Below are 19,734 nucleotides of genomic sequence, written 5' to 3' on the forward strand. Positions count from 1 at the left end.
TGGGAGGCATCATGATTCTGGTAACCGGCGCGACCGGCAACGTCGGCTCCGAGGCGGTCCGCCTGCTCGCCGATCAGCGGCTTCCGGTCCGCGCGCTGGTCCGGGATCCGGCCCGCGCGCCGCACGGTCCCGTGGGGATCGCCGTCGGCGACTTCGACCGCCCGGAAACACTGGACGCGGCCATGCGTGACGTCGACACGGTGCTGCTGGTCAGCCCGGCCGTCCCCGCTCAGGAGATCGCGGTCATCGACAGCGCCGTCCGGGCCGGCGTCGCCCACGTCGTCAAGGTCACCAGCAAGGCGTCGGCGGACTCCCCGGTCGACCGCCGGCGGGGCCAGGCCCGCATCGAGGCTCACCTGCTGGGCAGCGGGCCGGCCTGGACGCTGCTGCGGTCGAACGCCTACATGCAGAACCTGCTCGCCCTCGCACCCATGATCAGAGAGACCGGTGGCTTCGTCATGTCCGCCGGCGACGGCCAGGTCGGCATGATCGACGCCCGCGACGTGGCGGCCGCGGCGGCCGCGATCGTCGCCGCGCCCGCCGCGCACGCCGGAAACACCTACTGGCTCACCGGACCGGAACTGGTCACCTACGCCGACGTGGCCGAGGAGCTGACGGCCGAGTACCGCCGGATCTCGCCCGGCGAGCACCGCGAGGCGATGATCCGGGCCGGCGTGCCGGAACCCGTGGCGAACTCCAATGCCCAGGCTTTCGGCCTGATCGCCGAGGGCGACGCGGCGTGGCTTTCGCCGGACGTCGAATCGCTGACCGGCCGTCCGCCGCGCACCCTGCGCAGCTTCGTCGCCGAGCACGTCGCGGCGTTTCAGACCAGCTCGCGGACCTCGCCGGACAGCCGGGCGATCTCGTCCGGCCAGACCGGCTTCGAGAACAGGTAGCCCTGGCCGTACGGGCAGCCCATGCCGGCCAGGGCCGCGCGCTGGCTGGCCTCCTCGATGCCCTCGGCCACCACGGCCAGGTCGAGGTTGCGGGCCAGCGTGACGATCGCGTCGACCAGGGCCCGCTGTTGCTCGCTGAGCAGGATGTCGTCGATGAACGACTTGTCGAGCTTGAGCACGTCCACCGGCATCTGGCGCAGGTAGCTGAGCGACGAGTAGCCGGTGCCGAAGTCGTCGATCGCGATGCGTATGCCGAGGGCCCGCAGCTCGCGCAGGTCGTCCCAGACCTGCTCGGCGTCGCGCAGCACCAGGCTCTCGGTGATCTCCAGCAGCAGCCACTCGGGTTGCGCGCCGGCGTCGGCGATCGCCGCCCGCACCAGGGCGACGAAGCCAGGCGTCCGGAACTGCCGGGCCGACACGTTGACGCTGATGTAGCGCAGCGACGTCGACGGGTCGTCGGCCTTCCAGCGGGCGAACTGGGCGAGCGCCTCGCGCAGCACCCAGGTGCCGATCGCCACGATCGCGCCGCTCTCCTCGGCGACCTCGATGAAGTGGAACGGGCTGAGCAGGCCGCGGAGCGGGTGCTCCCAGCGGACCAGCGACTCGACACCGGAGATCAGGCCGGTCTCCATGTCGACGATCGGCTGGTACTGCAGACGGAACTGGGCCGCGTCGATCGCCTCGTGCAGCGCGATCCGGGTCTCCAGCCGCTCGACCATCGCCGAGTGCAGGTCGGTCCGGTACTGCTGCCAGGTGCCCTTGTCCTCGTCCTTGGCCTGGTAGAGGGCCAGGTCGGCGTGGCGCAGGAGTTCGGTCGCGCTGTCCGCGTCGTGGTTGGTGGCCACGCCGACGCTGGCCGCGCCGCTGACGATGTGGCTGCCGCCGAGGCCGTCGCCGACCTCGACCGGCACCGCGAGTGCCTGGACGAGGGAAGCGGCCAGTTCCTGGGCGTCGGCGGCGTCCCTCTCGATCAGGATCGCGAACTCGTCGCCGCCCATCCGGGCCGCGGTGCCGGAGTTGCCGAGCACTGCCGCGATCCGCTCGCCGACGGTGACCAGCAGCTGGTCGCCGACCGCGTGGCCGAGGGTGTCGTTGACCTCCTTGAAGTCGTCGAGGTCGACGAAGAGCACCGCGAGGGTGGTGTCGTCGCGCTCGGCGACCACGAACGCGTGCTCGAGCCGGTTGCGGAACAGCACCCGGTTGGCGAGCCCGGTGAGCCCGTCGTGGAACGCCTGGTGGGACAGGTCGTTCTCGAGGCGGCGCTGCTCGGTGACGTCGCGCATGGTCAGCACCAGGCCGCGTACGGTCGGATCCTCCCGCAGGTCGCGGGCGACGCAGTCGACCTGAAGCAACCGGCCGTCGGCGCAGCCGACCGCCAGGTCGACGCCGTCCTGGCCGTTGCGGCCGGTGCGGGCCCGGGTCAGCAGCGCCCGCAACTGGAGGTGGTGGCCGACCGCGACCAGCGCCGACAGCGGCGTGCCGGCCAGGTCGGCGTGGCCGAAGACGGTGGCCGCGGACGGGCTGGCGTAGCGGATCGCGTCGTCGTCGGTGACGATCAGGATGACGTCGGACGCGTTCTGGATCAGGGTCCGGAAGTACGCCTCGCTGTCCCGCCGGTTGACCTCGCCGGTCAGCCCGATCCGCTCGATCACGACCGCGATCTGGTTGAACAGCGCCTGGAACGACGGCTGCAGCTCGCGCAGCACCGGGGCCGGGCCGCCCAGCACGGCCCCGCCGACGCGGCCGGTGCCCCCGGGGAGCGGCATCGTCGCGTACAGGAAATGCTGGAAATTCCCGGAGCGGAAGCAATCCGGAAGGTCGTCGGCGGTGATCAGGCGCAGGGACGAGGCGGTACCGGGCGCGACGCGATCGGTGAGGCTGAGCTGGTACTCGGTGTCGTCCGGCAGCAGCGTGTGTACCGCCTGGCGGACCGCCAGCATCGCGTCCTCCTCGCTGGCCGCGGCGAACAGCGACGCACCGGCCTCGCGCAGCGCCCGCTCCCGGGCGCTGGCCCGCCGCTGGGCCAGCGCGAGGCCGTTCACCCGCAGCAGCACCAGCAGGAACATCAGCGCCGCGGCGCCCGCGATCACCGGCGCGTCGACCACGCCGCCGAGGTCGACCTCGGTGCGCCTGCCGTTCGCGTACTCGACGTAGAGGACGGCCGGCGCGATGAGCGCGGCGCAGGCCATGAAGATGATCCGCTGGGTGCCCGCGTCGGTGGAATCGCTGTGCTGGGCGGGCCGGCTGAGCTCGGTCATCGACGGCATCAGGGCGGTCCAGCCCATGACCGCGTAGAAGATGATCCAGCCGAGGTCGACCGGGCCGCCCAAGGTCCAGGCGTCGCTGAGCTGGGACTGGCCGTAGAAGATGTCGGAGACGAGCAGTCCGAGGATGGCGACGCCGATCGCGGTCAGCGCGCGCGGCCGGCGGCCCGGGGTGGTCAGCATGCGCAGGGTCATCGCCAGAGCGAGCACGTCGCCGAGCGGGTAGCCGACCGAGACCAGCTTCTGCATCAGCGACAGGTCGTGCGAGCGGGTGAACGGCGCGATCCAGTAGACCCAGGCGAGCAGGCCCAGGCCGACGGTCGGCACCAGCGCGTCGAGCAGGGCCGCCCGGTTGCTGCCGCCGCCCGACCGCATCCGCACGAAGAGCAGGAACGCGGCCGTGAGCAGCGGATAGACCAGCAGGTAGAGGATGTCGGCGACGCCCGGGAAGCTCGGTGTATGCCCGGTCGCGAGGACCAGGTTGTAGGCGTTGTCCCCGGTGTTGAAGAAGACCAGGGCGGCGGCGATGAGGTACCAGGGTGCCTTGCGGGCGGGCCGGTTCAGCTTGACGCCGACCAGGATCATCGCGGCGCTGGAGTAGCCGAGTGCGGCCCAGGTGTAGAGATGGCTGTCCGGAAAGGTGTAGTAGATCCCGGCGAGCACCAGGATCCATGCACCGAAGCACGCACGAGCGGCTCGCGTCGTCATGCGCACGACTCCGATCGGATTTTCCACGGCCGGGTTGCCGTCGGATGTCCCCATCGGGCACGCGCGGCCGGGGCTGAGCACTTCGGCGCCGAGGCGCCGGTCACTCTTTCCCCACGGGCATCACCTAGAGTCGCAGGGACATTACTCAACGAATTTTCACGCCCACGGGGGCGAAGGCACCTCGACCGTACGGTCGGTGTCCGCGGCCTCCTCCACGGCGAGCGCGACAAGGTGGTCGTGGGCCCCCTCGGCCAGCGGATAGGGCGCCGGCCCGTCGCCCCGCACCCAGGCGGCCATCCGCTCGATCAGCGTGCTGATCGCGATCTCCTCGTCGTTGAGGCGCCGGCCCATGTACGGGTTGCGGAACAGCACCCGGTCGCCGAGCGTGATCGTGTCGGTGTCGAAGCCGTCGAGGTCGAGGTCGTAGCCGGTCTGCCGCCGCACCAGCGGCGTACGGACGATCGTGCGCGGCTCGGTCAGGCGCACCACCTCGTCGTCCCGCAGTTCGCCGTGCGTGCCGCGCACCACGATGCGCCGGAACCGCAACTGGTTGTGCCACTGGTTGTCGGTGAAGTCGTAGAGGCCGGAGAGCCCGCCGGAGAAGTCGATCGTCGCGATCGTGGTGGTGGCCGGCTTCGGTTCGACGTCGTCGGTCCAGCCGTCCCGGGTCAGCGGGTCGACCAGCGGGGCCGTGGTGCGGCTCGCCCGCACGCTGACCGGGCCGCGGCCGGCGCCGAGGAAGCCGCGCATCATCGAGATCGCGTGATACATGTGCGTCGACGACACCTGCACCTGGGTGGGTTCGCCGATGACCCCGGCGCGTACGGCGGAAAGCCGGGCCGCATGGGCCGGCACCATCAGATATTGCTCGGCCACCTGCACGAGGCCGGTGTCGCCGGCCTCCTTCCAGAGTTCCCGCAGGCCGGCGGCGTCCGGCGCCGGCGGCGTCTCGGCCAGCACCGGCAGCCCTCGTGCCACACACTCGGTGATCACCGAGGGGTTGACGTCCCACGGCACCGCGGTGACCACGAAATCCGGGTGAATGTCGTCCAGGGAGGCGAACGTCGGAACTCCGAGCTCGCGGGGCGAACGCACGACAGCGCCCAGGCACTCCACATCCTCCAGGGCCGCCGCCAGACGCCAGAACATTTCGGCGCGCCATCCGGCGCCCACCACTGCGAACGAAGTCATAGCCGACAGCCTAAGTTTGCCGGGTGATCCGAAGGGAAAGGGCAGCCGGTGAATGAGAACCGCTGGCGCGCACTGTCGGTCGCCCTGGTAGCCGGCTTCATGACCCTCCTCGACGTCAGCATCGTCAACGTCGCGCTGCCGTCGATTCGCTCCGACCTGCACCTCAGCGCCGGCGAACTCCAGTGGGTCCTCTCCGGTTACGCGCTCACGTTCGGCCTCGTACTGGTCCCCGCCGGCCGGTACGGCGACGCCCGCGGCCGCCGCAACGTCTTCATCGCCGGCCTGCTGCTCTTCACCGTGTCCAGCGCCGCGGCCGGCCTCGCCACCGGCGCGCTCTGGCTGGTCGTGGCCCGGCTCGTGCAGGGCGCCGCGGCCGGCGTCGTCAACCCGCAGGTCTCCGGCCTGATCCAGCAGCTGTTCGCGCCGCGGGAGCGCGGGCGCCCGTTCGGCCTGCTCGGCGCCACCATCGGCATCTCGACCGCGGTCGGCCCGCTGCTCGGTGGCCTGCTCATCCAGGTCTTCGGCACCCAGGAGGGCTGGCGCTGGATCTTCTACATCAACCTGCCGATCGGCGTGACCGCGATGATCCTCGGCTACCTCTGGATCCCCACCGGGGAGAAGGCCGGCAAGACGGGCGACCTCGACCCCGTCGGCGTGGTGCTGCTCGGCGTCGGCGTACTCCTGCTGTTGCTCCCGTTGGTGCAGGAGCGCGAGTGGCACGGCAACCGCAAGTGGCTCCTGGCCGTGGCCGCCGTTGCCGTGCTGGTCGGCTGGGTGTTCTGGGAGCGCCGCTACGGCCGGACGCGGACCAGCCTGGTCGACCTGAGCCTGTTCAAGGTCCGCTCGTACGGCCTCGGCGCCCTGATCGGTCTGCTGTACTTCGCCGGCTTCACCACGATCTTCTTCATCTACACCCTCTACCTGCAGTCCGGCCTGCACTACACCGCGCTCGAGGCGGGCCTCGCCGTGACCACGTTCGCGGTCGGCTCGGCGGCCGGATCCGCGGTCGGCGGCCGCATCGTCAACCGGCTCGGCCGCCCGCTGGTGCTGGGCGGCCTGGCCCTCGTCGCGGTGGGCCTGATCGCCACCAACATCGTGCTGCACTTCGTCCCCGGCCGCGGCGCCGGCTGGGCGGCCGCCCTACCGCTGCTCGTGGCCGGCCTGGGCAGCGGCTTCGTGATCAGCCCCAACCAGGCGCTGACGCTCTCCGAGGTGCCGGTCGAACGGGCCGGCAGCGCGGGCGCGGTGCTGCAGACCGGCCAGCGCATCGGCACCGCGACCGGCATCGCCGCGGTCGGCGCGCTGTTCTTCGCCCAGCTCGCCGCTCACCACGGCAGCTGGGTGCTCGCCTTCCGCAACGCCCTCTGGGTGACCGTCGGCTTCGTCGTGATCGCCCTGGTCGCGGCCCTCGCCGACCTGAAGGAAAGAATCCCGCGGACCGATGCAACCTGACCGGGGCCAGGAACCGTCCTTGACCCGATGAACGCGTCGGACGAGGAGCAGTTCCGGGAGTACGCCGCCGCCCGGATGGACGATCTCCGCAGCCTGGCCTTCCTGACCTGCGGCGACTGGCAGGCGGCGGAGGATGCCGTCTCGACCGCGCTGACCAAGCTCTACGTGCACTGGTCCCGGGTCACGGTCCCGCACCGCTACGCCTGCCGGGTCGTGATCAATGCGGCGATCGACGAGAAACGACGGCCCTGGCGGCGGGAGCGGGCGACCCACGACGAGGCGCTCGACCGGCCGACGCCGGATCCGAGCGACGCGGTGGGGGAGCGCGACCGGTTGCGGCGCGCGCTGCGGGAGGTGCCGGCCGGCCAGCGGGCCGTGATCGTCCTGCGCTACTACGGCGATTTCACCGTGGAGGAGATCGCTGAGATGCTCGGCCGGAGCACCGGCACGATCAAGAGTCAGACGTCGCGCGGCCTGGCGACGCTGCGGAAGGCCCTCGGAGGGGGTGAGCTCGATGGACGACAGGTTGCACCAGCTGCTCAGGGACGCTAGGGGTGAGCTGCCCCCGACCACCGTCGATCTCGACGAGATCTCCGCCCGGGGGCGTCGCCACATCCGGCGACGACGCTGGTCGGTGGTCGCGGCGGCGGTCGCGGTCACCCTGGCTGCCGGGTCGCTGTTCCCTTTCGTACGGGATGACCACCGCCCGTCCCCACCCGCAACGCACGTCCCGGCGGCGGCCGGGTTCGCCGCTCGCGTGCAGGGCTTCACGTCCGGTGACTACCGGGTCGGCGCCTCGATCATGGTCACGCCGGGTTACGAGATCGCGCCGATCTACCGTGACTCGACGCGGGTGGCCGGCTCGGTCGAGGTCTACCACCCCGGCGCCTTCGACCCGCGCATCGTCCGCACCGGCACCCCGGTCACGGTCGGCTCGGCCCCCGGCTTCCGCTACGTAGCCACGACCACGGTCAGATACGGCACGGGCCAGAAGCTCGCCGAGATCAAGAAACCGGCGGTGGCGTGGTCCTACGCCGACGACGCCTGGGCCGTGGTCCGCTCAGCCGACGACACGTTGAGCACCGACGCCCTCCAGGGGCTGGCGTCGCACCTGACGCTCGGCCCCGCGACCCCGGTGCGGCTGCCGTTCCGGCTCGGCTACGTGCCGCCCGGCCTGACGACGCAGGCGGCCGGCCGCACCAGCCTCGCCCTCACCGACGACCCGGCGCCGGGCCGCCTCGGCGAGATGACGCTGGCCGCGCCGCACTCCTTCACCGGGCTGACCGGCCCGCTCACCCTGGCCGGGGCGACGATCGTCGAGGAGCACCGGGCCGGCGGCGTTCCGGCCGGTACCACCTGCGACGGCAGCGGCTGCTACCGGGCCCTGCCCGACACCGACCTCTCCGTCGGCGTCACCGGCACCCTGCCGTCCCCCCAGCTACGCCAGATCCTCGACGGGGTGACAACCGCCGACCCGGCCGACCCGGCAACGTGGTTCCCCGTCCCGAACTGACCCGTCCCGACTGACCCGTCCCGACTGACCCGTCCCGAGCTGGAACCCGTCCGAGCTGGCCGGCCTCGAACTGACCGCTCCGGTCATACGGGACGCTCGCCGATGAGCCGGTCGAGCTCGACCACGGCCTCATCGGGGAGATGGCGGCTCAGCAGGCGGGGAAAACCTCGCCGCCCCACCGCCGCGCGCTGCCGGGCGAGCGCGTCGGCGTCCACGGCCGCTTCACCGAGGTCGTGCTGGGTCCGGGTGAGCAGTGCCCGCAGACTCCATGGCACACCTTCGGCGGGGGCGCCCCCGTTCAGGCGCAGCAGACCGATGGTGCTGGCGACGGCGGCACCGCTGAGTACGTCGCCGACGCCGCAGAAGACATGCCAGGCGTGCAGGCAGAGTTCGTTCGCTTCATCGCGACCGCCGCGTGCCGCACGCAGCATGCCGCGATTGGCCGCGATGCCGGCCCGGCCGATCGGGTCGTGCAGGTCCCGGTAGGCCTCGTCGGCGAGTCCGTACAGGTCCTCGGCCAGGTCGTACTCTCCTTCGCAGTGCACGACGGCGGCGAGGTTGTGGTAACCGGTGGAGAAGCCTGCCACGTCGTTGAGTTCAGTGAACAGCGCCAGGGCCTCATCGTGGCGGGCGTGCGCCGTCGCCAGGTCGCCCTGGAGCTGGGCGAGGGTCGCCTCGTTGTGGACGACGATCGGCAGGCGGCCCTGATCATGCAGATCGGTGAAGATCCGGCGTGCCGTCGCGTAGTGCTCTGCCGCGGTGGCGAAGTCACCGAGCGTCTGGGCGACGATGCCGAGGTTGCAGTGCCCGGATCCGACCGAGACCATCCGGATCGGACTGTCGTAGGGGGAGTGGAGCCGACGCTGCTCGGCCGCGGGATATTCCCCCCGGTGACGCAGGACGAGATTGCGTATCGGGCGGCCGGTGCCGTGCGTGGCCCGCTCGGTGCGGGCCAGATCCCATTCGGGAAGCCCGGCCGCGGGCGCGTCAGGGTCGATCGTCGGCGATGACGTGAGCAGTTCCAGGTCGGTGAGGGTTTCGGCGCGGAACCGGCCTGCGCTGGCGTGTCCGGGGGTCTCGCCGGCGCGCAGTCCCCGGGCATAGCAGCTGTGCGCGATGCCGAGCTCGCCGCGGCGCCGGGCAAGGTTGCCGAGGTTGTAGTTGATCGTGGCCATGGCGGTGTCGTCGTCGCCCGGGCCGAACTTCTCCAGCGCTTCGCGATATCGATCCAGCGCGGCCGGGTATTCGCCGAAGAGCTGGTGCATCGTGGCCAGGTTGGCCAGGTTGGCCGGCAGGCCTTCGGTCGCGCCTTGCTGCTGCCGTACCTGCTGCGCCTGCGTGAGGCAGGTGAGCGCCTCGTCGTAGAGCGCCAGCCGGGCGGCCGAGGTCCCTTCCCGCGCGGCCACCACGGCCTCGGCTTCGCCCTGTCCGCGCAGCCGCTGGGCGGCCTCCCGGCAGACCTGCAGGATCCAGCTGAAGCCGCCTCGTACGTCGAGCTGGCCGCAGGCCAAGTCGATGGCCCACGCCGCCGTCAGCTCCCGGCCGGCTTCCAGCAGGTGGTACGCGGCCTCCAGTTGCGCCGCCGCCAGCTGGGTGGTCGCCTCCGGGGTGGCCGGCGGGTCGCCGCGCTCGACCCGGGACAGCCAGTACGCCGCGGCGAGGTCGTTCGCGTCCCGCAGCGCGGCCGGCGCCATGTAGCCGGCCAAGGTGCCGGCCGTCCAGCGGTGCACCAGCCATCGCCGGGTGCCGGGCAGGCCGGGCTCGGCGGGTACCTCGGCCAGCAGACCCAGATTGAGGAGCGTGGTGCGTGCCTGTTCGGCATCGTGGTCGATCAGGGCGAGCAGGCCGTCGTCGTCGATCGGCTGGCGGAACACCGACGCCCGGTTCAGAAGTTCCCGGGCCGCCGATCCGTCACCGAGGTGATCGACAAGCGAAGAGAGCAGGACGTCACCGGCGGTGGCCGCGATGGTCTCGGTGAGTGTGTGGGCGGGATCGCTGAAGCCGTGGGCGAGCCAGCTCTCCGGATCCTGCAGATGCAGATACTGGGTCAGTACGTGCCGAAGCCGAGCTTGGACGTCGAGGAACCGCGACTGGCCGCCTCGCAGCAGGGCGTCGAAGTACTCCAGCGCGCGCGGGTGGCCGCCGACGGCGGCGATGGCCGCGCGTAGGTCGTCCGGATCGAGCGCGTCCAGGGCGGGCAGGCGCCAGGCCAGCCGCCGGGCTTCGGCGAGGGTGAGCGGGCCCAGACGCAACGTGGTCACCCAGGGACGCGCGTGCTCGGGGATATCTATCTCGTGTCGGCTGGTGATCAGGAGCCGTGCGGACTCGGAGAGCTGGACCCAGGCGGAGAGAAACGCGCCGAGCTCGGCCTTGGCGACGCCCGCGTCGAGGTTCTGCTCGAATCCGTCCAGGAGCAGCGTGACCGGTGTCAGGCGCAACACGTGCTCGGCGACCAGTCGCAGCCGTTCCTGCCATACCAGTCGGGTGTTGCCGAGCTGGGTCACGAGGCGGTCGGTGATCGCGGGGGTGTGCTGATTCGTCTGCCATGACCGCAACCGCGCGGCCAGGGCGGCCAGGATCTCCTCGATCGAGGTGGAGCCCTGTTCGACCACGACGACCCCGGCCTTGGCCGGGCCGAGAATGCGCACTGCCTGCACGGCCAGTGTCGACTTCCCGATTCCACCGATGCCGGTGACCACCACTCCCGACCCGGGTCCCTGCAGGGCACCGAGGATGGTGCGAAGCTCGTCGCGTCGTCCGACGAAGTCGCCGGCCCGGCGGGTGGGCAGCCCGGCCAGGGGGGCGGGAGCCAGTTGAGGTGTCTCGTGCTCGTCCGGGCCGACCACGATCCGGCGGACACTCTGCGGGGTCAGGAAGAGCCGTGGTTCGCCGTAGGGGTCGTCCTGTTCGTGCCGCCGCGCATGGCTGACGACGTCGATGATCGTGCGAGCCGGGTATCGGGCGGCGAACGTGAACATCGCCGCGGTGAACCGGACCGCTTCCTGGTGCGACATCGAGGCCGGGATCACCAGGACCCCGCAGGTGCCGGAGGCGCAGAGCCGGCGGACCAGGTCGTGCACCATCGGCCAGACCTGTGTTCCCGGATCGATGGCGAAGGTCCGGAGGATGACGAAGGGTACGGGTGGCGCTGCCCCGAGGATGTCGTCGGCGAGCCGGCGGGGCCCGACGTTCTGCACGCGGCCGTCGGCTGTCTCGAACAGCAGGCCGTCCCGGTCGGCCGGGCAGGTCAGGTAGAGAACGTGGTAGCGGTTGGCGGCCAGCTGGTCGTGCAGCCTGGCCGGGTCGCTCCACACCGGCTCGTCGACGATCGCGAGGCGCTCGCGGCGGGCGGCTTCCACCGACTCGCCGACGGCGGCGAGGCCCTGTTCATGCAGGCCGGACAGGCCGGACCGCACGGGCGGACTGGCGATGAGCGCCAGCATTCGCAACGGGCCGGGAACGGGTGACTCATCCTCGTCCGGTGCCCCGGCGCTGACCTGCCGATAGAGCAGCACATGGTCGTGCCGGCACCACGGTCCGTCGGTGCCGGCTATCACCGCGGACTCCCAGGGCAGTGCCGCGAGATCGGGATCGGTCACGGTCAGGGCGATGGTGGTTCGCCGTTCGGCGCCCAGGGCCCGCCGCAGCGATCTGCCGATCGCGCCCGCCAGGAAGCGGCGCCCGATCTCGATCCCGACCTGTCCGGCCCAGACGGCCGCCGGTCGGCGGTCACCGGACGCCGTCGGCACGAACGGGCGGTCCTCGATCCGCTCGGCGCGGCGGCGTCCGCGCTCCAGTTCCTGCAACATCATCGGCAGCCGGGTGCCCATGCCGTCGTGCGTCTGCACGATCGCGGCCGCGGCGGCGGTCTGCAGTGTGGTCCGGTCGCGGTCGACGCGGATGGTGATGTCGGCGCCCTCCGGCGTCGGCGCGACGAGCTGCTCGTACTGTCGCAGCAGCTCACGGCGACCGGGTAGTTCGGACGGCTCGTCAGCGAGCTTGGCGATGGTGGTGATCAGCCATTCGACGACTTCCCGGTCCGGCGGCTTGGTGATCTTGCCAGTGAGCATGTCGTTGATGGTGGCTCGCGCACGCGGGGCGTCCGGGCGGTCCGCCAGCTGCCGATAGGACAGGCCGGACGCTTCTCGCAGGGCATTGAGGGAGCGGCAGAACTGCTCTAGCGCGGAGCTGCTCTCGGTAGTCATAGCCTCGCCGTCCGTGTGGATTGGCTCGACCGTAACTCGCGCTCCGGGGCCCGCCAACGTACGGTCGGCGCCCGTCCGGCGGCACGAGGTGCACCACCAGCGCATCTACCAGCGCATCTACCAGCGCGAATGCCCGGTGTCCGGAGATCGTCCCGGTGACTCCGGACAGTCGCAGACTAACCGGTAGTGACGAGGAGGATTTTCTGTGGATCTGCACATTGAGCTTGTCGAGGGTTCCTCCGACGCGCTGCGCCGGCTGGCCACTCAACTTCGCGCGAACTCCGGCGCGGACCGGGTGGAGCTGGTGCACCGCCCCGGTGATGCGGAACATCTGGGCGCGGGGGTGCTGGATTTCCTGTCCGTAGTGCTCGGCGCGGGCGGGGTCGGCACGGTCGTCGTCGCACAGGTACTCGGCTGGCTCCGGAGCACCTCGACGGTGATGACCCTGTCCGTGGTGGCCGGCGCGAAGAGATTCGAGCTCAAGGGCGTCGATATCCGGCAGATGGACGCCGAGGCCCTCGCCGCGCTGGTCGCGGCGATGAGCCGGGCGGTCGAGCAGGGTTCGGTGGACGATGCTTGACTTCGCGACGCCCAACGCGCGGGCGCTGCTGATCGTGACTGCGCGCCACCGGCCGGGTAGTGGCCTGCCCGATCTGCCCACGGCCGAGGCGGCCCTGCGTGCGGCCGCCGAGTGCCTCACCACGCGATGCGGACTGACCCCCGACCAGATCGACATCGTGGTCGACGAGGTCACGTCGGTAGTCAGTGACCGTCTGCACCGCGCTGCCGCGGGCGATGGGCCGCTGATCGTCTGGTACATCGGGCACGGGGTGCCGACCGACGAGGCGTCCCCGCGGCTCTTCCTGGCGACCGCGGAATCCACCACCGAGCCCCGTAGCCTGCCGCGTACGGCGCTCGACTACACCGAAGTCCGGGATGCGACCGCCCCGCGCCGGCTCAGCCCGACCAGGCCCACCCTGATCATCCTGGACTGCTGCTACAGCGGCCGGGCGATCGAGGCCCCGGGCCGGGCCGCCGACGCCGGGTTCAACCTCAGCTCCGTGCAGGGCACCCATGTGATCGCCGCCGCGGACAACGACGAACAGGCTCTGATCGGCGCGGCCGGGCCGGTCCTGACCACCACGATCGTCGAGATCCTGACCGACGGGGTTCTCGACGGTCCGCCGTCCTTCACCCTCAACGGCCTGTTCGACGCGTTGCAGAAGCGGCTCGGCGGCCCGGGCGTGCCTTCACCCCGTCAGCACAGCGAGGACGGCCTCGGGACACGCGTGCTCGCGCCGAACCCGAGATACCAGGCCCCGAAACCGCGTCTTCCGGTGGCGGGCAGGCCGGAGCCGGGCTGGGATGATCAGGCGTGCCCGTACCCCGGCCTCCTGCCCATCAAGTCGCTCGATCGCCGTCTGTTCTTCGGACGTGACGCGTCGATCGCGGAGTTGCTGACGGGCTTGAACCGGCGTCCGGGCGGCCTCGGCCTGCACGCGATCACCGGGCCGAGCGGTGTCGGCAAGTCGTCGCTGGTGATGGCCGGTCTGCTGCCGGCCATCAAGGACGGGAGGCTCGCTACGCCGGCGGCCGCCGGCTGGCGTCAATGGGTGATGACACCCGGCCGGACACCCATGACCGAATGGGCCGCGCTGGTGCGGGCCACACAGGGCGACAGCGGCCGACCCGCCGCGGTCGCCGGCCCGCTGGTCATCGTCGTCGACCAGTTCGAGCAACTGTTCACGCGCGAGATGGACCCCGGCGAACGGAACTCCTTCATCGAAGCAGTGACCACGGCGGCCGCGCGGCCCGACATGCTCGTGCTCCTGGTGGTCTCGGGAGATCACGTCGGGCGTTGCATGACCTATCCCGCCCTGCATGAGGCGCTCAGCCGCCTGCTCGTGGTCGGACCGTTGCCGCTGTCCTCCTTGTACGACATCGTCGCCGAACCGGCCCGCAAAGCCGGGCTCGGCATCGAGGAAGGCCTGATCGCGGCGATCACCGCCGACGCCGACCCGGGTGTCGCGCTGGGCCGCGACGGGACCATCGCCCCCGGCGCGCTGCCGCACATCGCCAGCGCGATCCACCGGACCTGGCAGCGGCGGGAGCAGGTCAAGGGCGGCCAGGTGCTGACAACGGCGGTCTACCACGCCGTCGGCGGTATCCGCGACGCGCTCAAACGGACCGCGGAGGACACGTTCGACAGCCTCGCGCCGGCCCAGCAGCCACTCGCCGAGCGGCTACTGCTCGACCTGGTCGGGGAGTACGAGACCGCGGGCGAGCCGGCCCAGACCCGGCGGCGGGTGCGGCGGGCCGATCTCGACCGCCCCGGGGACGCGCCGGGCGCGATGGAGGAGGTCATCCGCAAGTTCGCGGATCAGCGCCTCGTCTCCCGCGACGGCACCGCTGAGACCGAGACCGTCGAGCTCGCCCACGAGGCGCTCATCGCCACCTGGCCCCGCGTGAACAAGCTGATCAATAAGGACCGGGAATGGTTCCGGGCGCGCTCCCGCATCGACGCCGACGCCGACGAGTACCACCGGCGTCCCAGCCGGGACCGGCTCTACCGCGGCCGGCGGCTGGCGGCATTCGAGGTCAGCATGGCGAACAGCCACCGCGGCCCCGCCGACCTGAGCGAGCGCTCTCACCGCTTCCTGGCGGCCTCGCGCCGCTACCACCGCCTTCAGCGCGCCGTCCTCGCCGTCCTCGCCGTCGTCCTGCTTGGCCTCACCGCCGTCTCGTCCGGGCTCGGCGTCATCAACCGCCGCCAGCGCGACGACGCCACCGCGAAGGCCCTAGCCGTGCAGGCAGCCCAGCTGATGCCCAACGATCCGGCACTGGGCCGGCAACTCGCCGTCGCCGGATACGCCGTCACGCCGAGCGCCGACGCCCGCGCCAGCCTGCTGGCTACGCAGGCCGCACCCGAAGTGACCAGGCTGGCCGACCATTCCCGGCAGTCGTTCTCCTCCGCCAGCTCGGCGGACGGCCGCGTGCTGGTGACCGCCGGCACGGAGGGCACGGCCAACGTCTGGAACATGGCCGACTCGCGCAGGCCCGTGCTGCGCATGTCGCTCACCGGGGCGAGCCATGCGATGGAAAGCGTCGCGGTCAGCCCGGACGGCACGCTCGTTGCCGCGGGCGACGAAGACGGGGTCATCCACACTTGGCGCCTGACCGGGCCGGCCACCTTCGTACCTCTGCGCCTGCCCCAGCCGCACCCGAGCGGGGCCGTCACGGCCCTCGCGTTCGACGACGACGGCCACCGGCTGGCCGCCGGCAGCGCACGGGAAATGCTCCTGATCCTGCCGATCGACGACCCGGCCCGGCACCCCGCCCAGCGGCAGCTGAATTCCGGCATCAACTCGCTCGCGTTCCAGCCGGGCCACGACCTTCTGGCCGGCGCACTCGACAGCGGGAACATCGGGCTGTGGCGGCTCGGAACCGGGACGACTCCCCGCCCCGTAACCGACGGGCCGCCCGGATTCACCTTCTCGGCGAAGTCGGTGGCGTTCAGCCCCGACGGCGGACAGATGGCTGCCGCGGACGCACACGCCGGCGTGCGGCTCTGGGCGATCACCCAGGCCGGCCGACTCTCGGGGATGCGAACGCTGACCGGCCCTCAGGACGTCGTCTATGCGATGGCGTTCAGCCCCGACTCGGGCACGCTGGCCGCTGCGACCAACAACGGCCGCGTGCTGCTCTGGCCGACCGACGGGAGCGCCGTGGCCCCCGAATCGCTGCCGCACCCCGCCTCGGTGCACGGCGTCCGGTTCACCGCGGACGGACAGTCACTGGCCACGAGCGGTCAGGACGGCATCCTGCGGGTCTGGCACCGACCCGGCCGGGACGTCGCCACCGGGCAGCCGGGACCGGTCCTGGCCACGCTCTCCGGCGACGGCAAGCTCGCCGCAACCGGCGGCATCGGCGGCACCGTCCGGCTCTGGACCATCGGCGCCGACCGGTCACCGGTTCACGCCGCCGACCTCCCGAGGGCGTACGACGCGCCGATCCAACGCATGGCCTTCTCGGCGGACGGCCGATTGCTGGCCGTGCCGATCGAGAGCGGGGAAATCGACCTCTGGGACGTGACCCGCCCGGCACGGCCCGCGTTCGTCACTGCCGTGCTCGGCACAGAACGGGCCCCCAAGAGCTACGTGGTGACCTTCAGCCCGGACGGAACTCTGCTCGCCGCAGGAGGTGAGCTCGTTCCCCCGCCTGACGACGGACTGACCGGCACGCTACGGGTCTGGAACATCACCCGGCCCCACGCTCCGGCACTCGTAGCCAGCCACCGCGACCGCCGCGGTGACGTCGCGGCCCTGAGTTTCAGCGCCGACGGCCGGTTGATCGCGGCCGGAGGCGGTAACGGCGAGGTCCGGCTGTACCGCACCGACACGCCGCAGATGCCGCAGGTGGGCACCGTGGACGGCAACGACTCGTTCGTCCACTCGGTGCGCTTCGCCCCCGAGGGGCACCGGCTGGCCATCGGCGACGAACGGGGACGGGTCCGCATCGTCGACGCCGACCATCCCCGCCGGGCACCGCAACTGCTCGCCGTCGGCAACTCCGTGGTGCTCGATCTCGCCTGGCTCGGCAATGACCGGATCGCCGCCGCCGACAACAACTCCTTGACCTGGATCTGGACTGTCGGCGATCCCGTTCCGTGGGCGCGCCTCGCGACGCACAGCGGGCCCGTCTTCTCCGTCGGCGCCGACCGGTCCGGCAGCGTTCTCGTCACGACCGGCTCGGACAGCCGTCTCCAGGTCTTCGACACCGATCCGCATGCCGTGCGCAACGGCGTCTGCCGCAGCGTCGGCACACCGATGAACGACACCGAATGGCACCAGATCGAGCCGGGCAGCGCCAAGCCGCATTTCTGCGACTGATCGTGCCGGGGCCCGCGACCCGGGCCGGCGGGAATCAGTGCGCGGAGTCCGCCGTGGCTCCGTTGCTGATCTCGATGCGGCGGAGCGAGGGGACAAGTGCGGCCAGCAGCATCGCCGCTGCTCCGAGGCCGCCGCCGGCGAAGGCGACCGTCGTCGTGCCGGCGACCGCCGTGAGGGCGGAGGCGGAGACCTGACCGACGGGCAGGGACAGGAACGACCAGAACTCGTCGTGGGAGCCCACCCGGGACAGCAGACGTTCCGGAATGTGGGTGCTGGTGACCGTCACCCAGACGACCGTGAAGAACTCGGCGACGATGCCGGCGACGAACGTGGCCGCCATGAGCCAGGCGAGCTGTACGCCCGCGCCGAGCAGCAGGAGCGGGAGGGTGGCCAGCGCCATGCAGAGCAGGGCCGGCGTCATCGGCCGCCGCATGATCGGCAACTTCACCAGGATCAGGCTGGCCAGCAGCGCCCCGGCCCCGCGGGCGCTGAGCGCGAGTCCCCAGCCGCGGGGGCCGACGGTGTCGCTGGTGATGACCGGGCCGAGGACCTGCCAGAACCCCATGGTGGTCGCGTTGAAAACGGCGAAGGCCAGCGTCACCGACCAGATCCACGTCCGGGTCCGGAAGCAGGCCCATCCCTCGGACAAGGCACCGGGCGGCCGGCGCCCCGCCCGCGCGGCCGGGCCGCGAACCGCCAGCTCCGGCATCACATCGGATATCTGTTCCAGAATTTCGCGTTGATCGACGATGCGTCGGTCAAGCAGAACCTCGACATCGCTCTGACGTATGCAGGGCGGGGCCCGTCCCGCAAGGAGCGCATCGCCGGGGCATTGCGGCATGTCGGCCTTCCCGGGATCGAGGAACGCCGGGTCTTCTCGCTGTCCGGCGGCGAGCAGCAACGGGTCGCGGTCGCGCGGCTTCTCCTGAAGCCCTGCGACGTCATCCTCGCCGACGAGCCGACCGGGGCCTTGGACACCACCAACCGCGACATCGTGCTCGGCCTGCTCACCGAGCTGAACCGCGCGGGCAAGACGGTCGTCATCGCCACACACGACCAGGACGTGATGGACGCATGCTCGCGAGTCGTCCCACTCCGGAAAGCGGGGATATCGTGGGCTCCGGCCGGGCCGACGTCGTCTCCTACGGTGGCCGCCATGGGTGATCGTGGCTGAGGTTCGAGGCGGGACGGCGGGTGGGTGACCTGAATACTGACGATCTCGCGGATCACGGGCGCGCGCTGCTCGATGCCAACCCGTTTCTGACTCTCGGCACGGCTGACTCCGGCGGCCGGCCCTGGACGTCGCCGGTCTATTTCGCCGCCGACGGTCTGCGCGAGTTCTACTGGTGCTCGCAGTCGGACGCCCTGCACTCTCGCAACGTGCGGGAACGGCCGGCGGTCAGCGTCGTGGTCTTCGATTCGAGCGTCCAGCCCTACCACGGCCGGGCGCTCTATGCGGCCGGGGTGGCGTGCGAGCTGGCGGGTGACGACCTCGAGCGCGGGCTGATCATCTTCCCGGGGCCCGCGGACCGGGGCGGGGCCGCGCTGACCCGGGACGACGTGACCGGGTCATCCCCGTACCGCCTCTATCGGGCGACCGCGAGCGACGTCTGGGTGCTGTGTCCGCGCGAGCCGAGGCAGCCGTGCCTGTTGCACGGCGTCGCCAAGGACCACCGAATCCGCATCGATAGACAGACTTGAATTCTTCATCTGGTGTCCACCCGGGAGGCTCGCCGCCGTTGTGGATCTTGATGAGGATCACCTCATGTCCGTACGGCGTTTCACGGTCGCCGCGGCGACCTTCGTCCTCATCGGCGCCGGCCTGACCGCCGCCGCACCGCAGGCCCGGGCCGCCACGAGCGTCCCCCGGTTCGACCACGTCGTTCTCGTCATGTTCGAGAACAAGGCCAGCTCCCAGATCACCTCGTCCAGCGCCCCGTACTTCGGGTCGCTGGCCTCGCAGGGTGCGAGCTTCTCGCAGTCCTACGCGATCACCCACCCCAGCCAGCCCAACTACATCGCGCTGCTCTCCGGCTCGACGCAGGGCGTGACCAGCGATTCCTGTCCGAAGACGTTCAGTGCCGAGAACCTCGCCCACCAGCTGACGGCGGCCGGCCTGACCTTCAAGGGCTACTCCGAGTCGATGCCGTCCAACGGCTACACCGGATGTTCCAGCGGCACGTACATGCGGAAACACAACAGCTGGGTCGACTTCAGCAACAACTCGGCAAGCGTCAACCTGACCTACGCGAGTTTCCCGGCGAGCACGAACTACGCGTCGCTGCCGACGGTCTCGTTCGTCACGCCCAACATGTGCAACGACATGCACGACTGCTCGATCGGCACCGGCAACAGCTGGCTGCAGAGCCACCTCGACTCGTACGCCCAGTGGGCCAAGACGCACAACAGCCTGCTGATCGTCACGTTCGACGAGGACAACTCGCTGTCGCTCAACCATATCTACACGACGTTCGCCGGCGCCCACGTGAACCCGGGCACCTACTCGGAGAAGATCACCCACTACACCGTGCTCCGGACGATCGAGTCCGCGTACGGCCTCGGCGCGATCGGCGGCGCCGCCGGCGTCTCCCCGGTCACCGACGTCTGGAACTGATC

The 19,734-nt window shown here is 71.1% G+C and carries 13 protein-coding genes; 9 read left to right on the forward strand and 4 right to left on the reverse strand.

All coding sequences use genetic code 11. The features are described 5' to 3' along the window. Nucleotides 1–11: 11 nt before the first annotated feature. Nucleotides 12–896, forward strand: a complete 885-nt coding sequence (locus ACIA5C_RS06840; protein WP_396052106.1) for an NmrA family NAD(P)-binding protein — start codon at nucleotides 12–14, stop codon at nucleotides 894–896. Here the strand turns inward: ACIA5C_RS06840 and ACIA5C_RS06845 are convergent. Together ACIA5C_RS06845 and ACIA5C_RS06850 are read right to left on the reverse strand one after the other, a co-directional pair. Beyond that, complete coding sequence (locus tag ACIA5C_RS06845; protein ID WP_396052108.1) at nucleotides 824–3,868, reverse strand: putative bifunctional diguanylate cyclase/phosphodiesterase; 3,045 nt, start codon at nucleotides 3,866–3,868, stop codon at nucleotides 824–826. The genes ACIA5C_RS06840 and ACIA5C_RS06845 overlap by 73 nt on opposite strands. A 156-nt stretch (nucleotides 3,869–4,024) precedes the next feature. After that, entirely contained in the window at nucleotides 4,025–5,059 is a 1,035-nt protein-coding gene (locus ACIA5C_RS06850) for a Gfo/Idh/MocA family protein (protein ID WP_396052110.1), read from the reverse strand. 48 nt (nucleotides 5,060–5,107) lie between these two features. Between ACIA5C_RS06850 and ACIA5C_RS06855 the strand changes: the two genes are divergently transcribed. Genes ACIA5C_RS06855 through ACIA5C_RS06865 form a run of 3 tightly spaced genes read left to right on the forward strand, consistent with a single transcriptional unit; the run spans nucleotide 5,108 to nucleotide 8,024 of the window. Further along, nucleotides 5,108–6,511, forward strand: a complete 1,404-nt coding sequence (locus tag ACIA5C_RS06855; protein ID WP_396052112.1) for an MFS transporter — start codon at nucleotides 5,108–5,110, stop codon at nucleotides 6,509–6,511. Between the two features lie 27 nt (nucleotides 6,512–6,538). Then, on the forward strand, nucleotides 6,539–7,063 hold the full coding sequence (locus ACIA5C_RS06860) for a SigE family RNA polymerase sigma factor (RefSeq protein WP_396052114.1): 525 nt from the start codon (nucleotides 6,539–6,541) through the stop codon (nucleotides 7,061–7,063). Beyond that, nucleotides 7,026–8,024 (forward strand): hypothetical protein, encoded by a 999-nt coding sequence (locus ACIA5C_RS06865; protein WP_396052116.1) that lies wholly within the window; start codon nucleotides 7,026–7,028, stop codon nucleotides 8,022–8,024. Before ACIA5C_RS06860 ends, ACIA5C_RS06865 begins: the two co-directional genes overlap by 38 nt. An 83-nt stretch (nucleotides 8,025–8,107) precedes the next feature. Here the strand turns inward: ACIA5C_RS06865 and ACIA5C_RS06870 are convergent, their stop codons facing one another. After that, nucleotides 8,108–12,229: an AAA family ATPase gene (locus ACIA5C_RS06870; RefSeq protein ID WP_396052117.1), complete on the reverse strand. Its 4,122-nt coding sequence runs from the start codon at nucleotides 12,227–12,229 to the stop codon at nucleotides 8,108–8,110. Nucleotides 12,230–12,434: 205 nt separating this feature from the next. On the opposite strand from ACIA5C_RS06870, the gene ACIA5C_RS06875 reads away from it, so the two are divergent. Next, nucleotides 12,435–12,809 (forward strand): hypothetical protein, encoded by a 375-nt coding sequence (locus ACIA5C_RS06875; RefSeq protein WP_396052118.1) that lies wholly within the window; start codon nucleotides 12,435–12,437, stop codon nucleotides 12,807–12,809. After that, the gene (locus ACIA5C_RS06880) at nucleotides 12,802–17,118 is read left to right on the forward strand and encodes a hypothetical protein (RefSeq protein WP_396052120.1); all 4,317 of its coding nucleotides are present in this window, start codon (nucleotides 12,802–12,804) and stop codon (nucleotides 17,116–17,118) included. The genes ACIA5C_RS06875 and ACIA5C_RS06880 overlap by 8 nt, the downstream gene beginning before the upstream one ends. Before the next feature lie 34 nt (nucleotides 17,119–17,152). Here ACIA5C_RS06880 and ACIA5C_RS06885 read toward each other — a convergent pair whose 3' ends face one another. Beyond that, a complete protein-coding gene (locus tag ACIA5C_RS06885) occupies nucleotides 17,153–17,719 on the reverse strand; it encodes a hypothetical protein (RefSeq protein ID WP_396053108.1) in 567 nt (188 codons plus the stop codon). On the opposite strand from ACIA5C_RS06885, the gene ACIA5C_RS06890 reads away from it, so the two are divergent. From ACIA5C_RS06890 to ACIA5C_RS06900, 3 genes are all read left to right on the forward strand, one after another. Then, entirely contained in the window at nucleotides 17,669–18,292 is a 624-nt protein-coding gene (locus tag ACIA5C_RS06890; protein WP_396053086.1) for an ATP-binding cassette domain-containing protein, read from the forward strand. The two genes, ACIA5C_RS06885 and ACIA5C_RS06890, sit on opposite strands and share 51 nt — an antisense overlap. Before the next feature lie 20 nt (nucleotides 18,293–18,312). Then, a complete protein-coding gene (locus tag ACIA5C_RS06895) occupies nucleotides 18,313–18,819 on the forward strand; it encodes a pyridoxamine 5'-phosphate oxidase family protein (RefSeq protein ID WP_396052122.1) in 507 nt (168 codons plus the stop codon). Between the two features lie 64 nt (nucleotides 18,820–18,883). Further along, complete coding sequence (locus tag ACIA5C_RS06900; RefSeq protein WP_396052124.1) at nucleotides 18,884–19,732, forward strand: alkaline phosphatase family protein; 849 nt, start codon at nucleotides 18,884–18,886, stop codon at nucleotides 19,730–19,732. Nucleotides 19,733–19,734 lie beyond the last annotated feature (2 nt).

Source organism: Actinoplanes sp. NPDC051343, from assembly GCF_044455125.1.
Classification (GTDB): Bacteria; Actinomycetota; Actinomycetes; order Mycobacteriales; family Micromonosporaceae; genus Actinoplanes.

Coding starts and splice junctions, on each gene's coding strand:
- ACIA5C_RS06845 (WP_396052108.1), bottom strand. CDS start 3,868: ATGACGACGCGAGCCGCTCGTGCGTGCTTCGGTGCATGGATCCTGGTG.
- ACIA5C_RS06865 (WP_396052116.1), top strand. CDS start 7,026: ATGGACGACAGGTTGCACCAGCTGCTCAGGGACGCTAGGGGTGAGCTG.
- ACIA5C_RS06850 (WP_396052110.1), bottom strand. CDS start 5,059: ATGACTTCGTTCGCAGTGGTGGGCGCCGGATGGCGCGCCGAAATGTTC.
- ACIA5C_RS06880 (WP_396052120.1), top strand. CDS start 12,802: ATGCTTGACTTCGCGACGCCCAACGCGCGGGCGCTGCTGATCGTGACT.
- ACIA5C_RS06900 (WP_396052124.1), top strand. CDS start 18,884: ATGTCCGTACGGCGTTTCACGGTCGCCGCGGCGACCTTCGTCCTCATC.
- ACIA5C_RS06870 (WP_396052117.1), bottom strand. CDS start 12,229: ATGACTACCGAGAGCAGCTCCGCGCTAGAGCAGTTCTGCCGCTCCCTC.
- ACIA5C_RS06860 (WP_396052114.1), top strand. CDS start 6,539: ATGAACGCGTCGGACGAGGAGCAGTTCCGGGAGTACGCCGCCGCCCGG.
- ACIA5C_RS06840 (WP_396052106.1), top strand. CDS start 12: ATGATTCTGGTAACCGGCGCGACCGGCAACGTCGGCTCCGAGGCGGTC.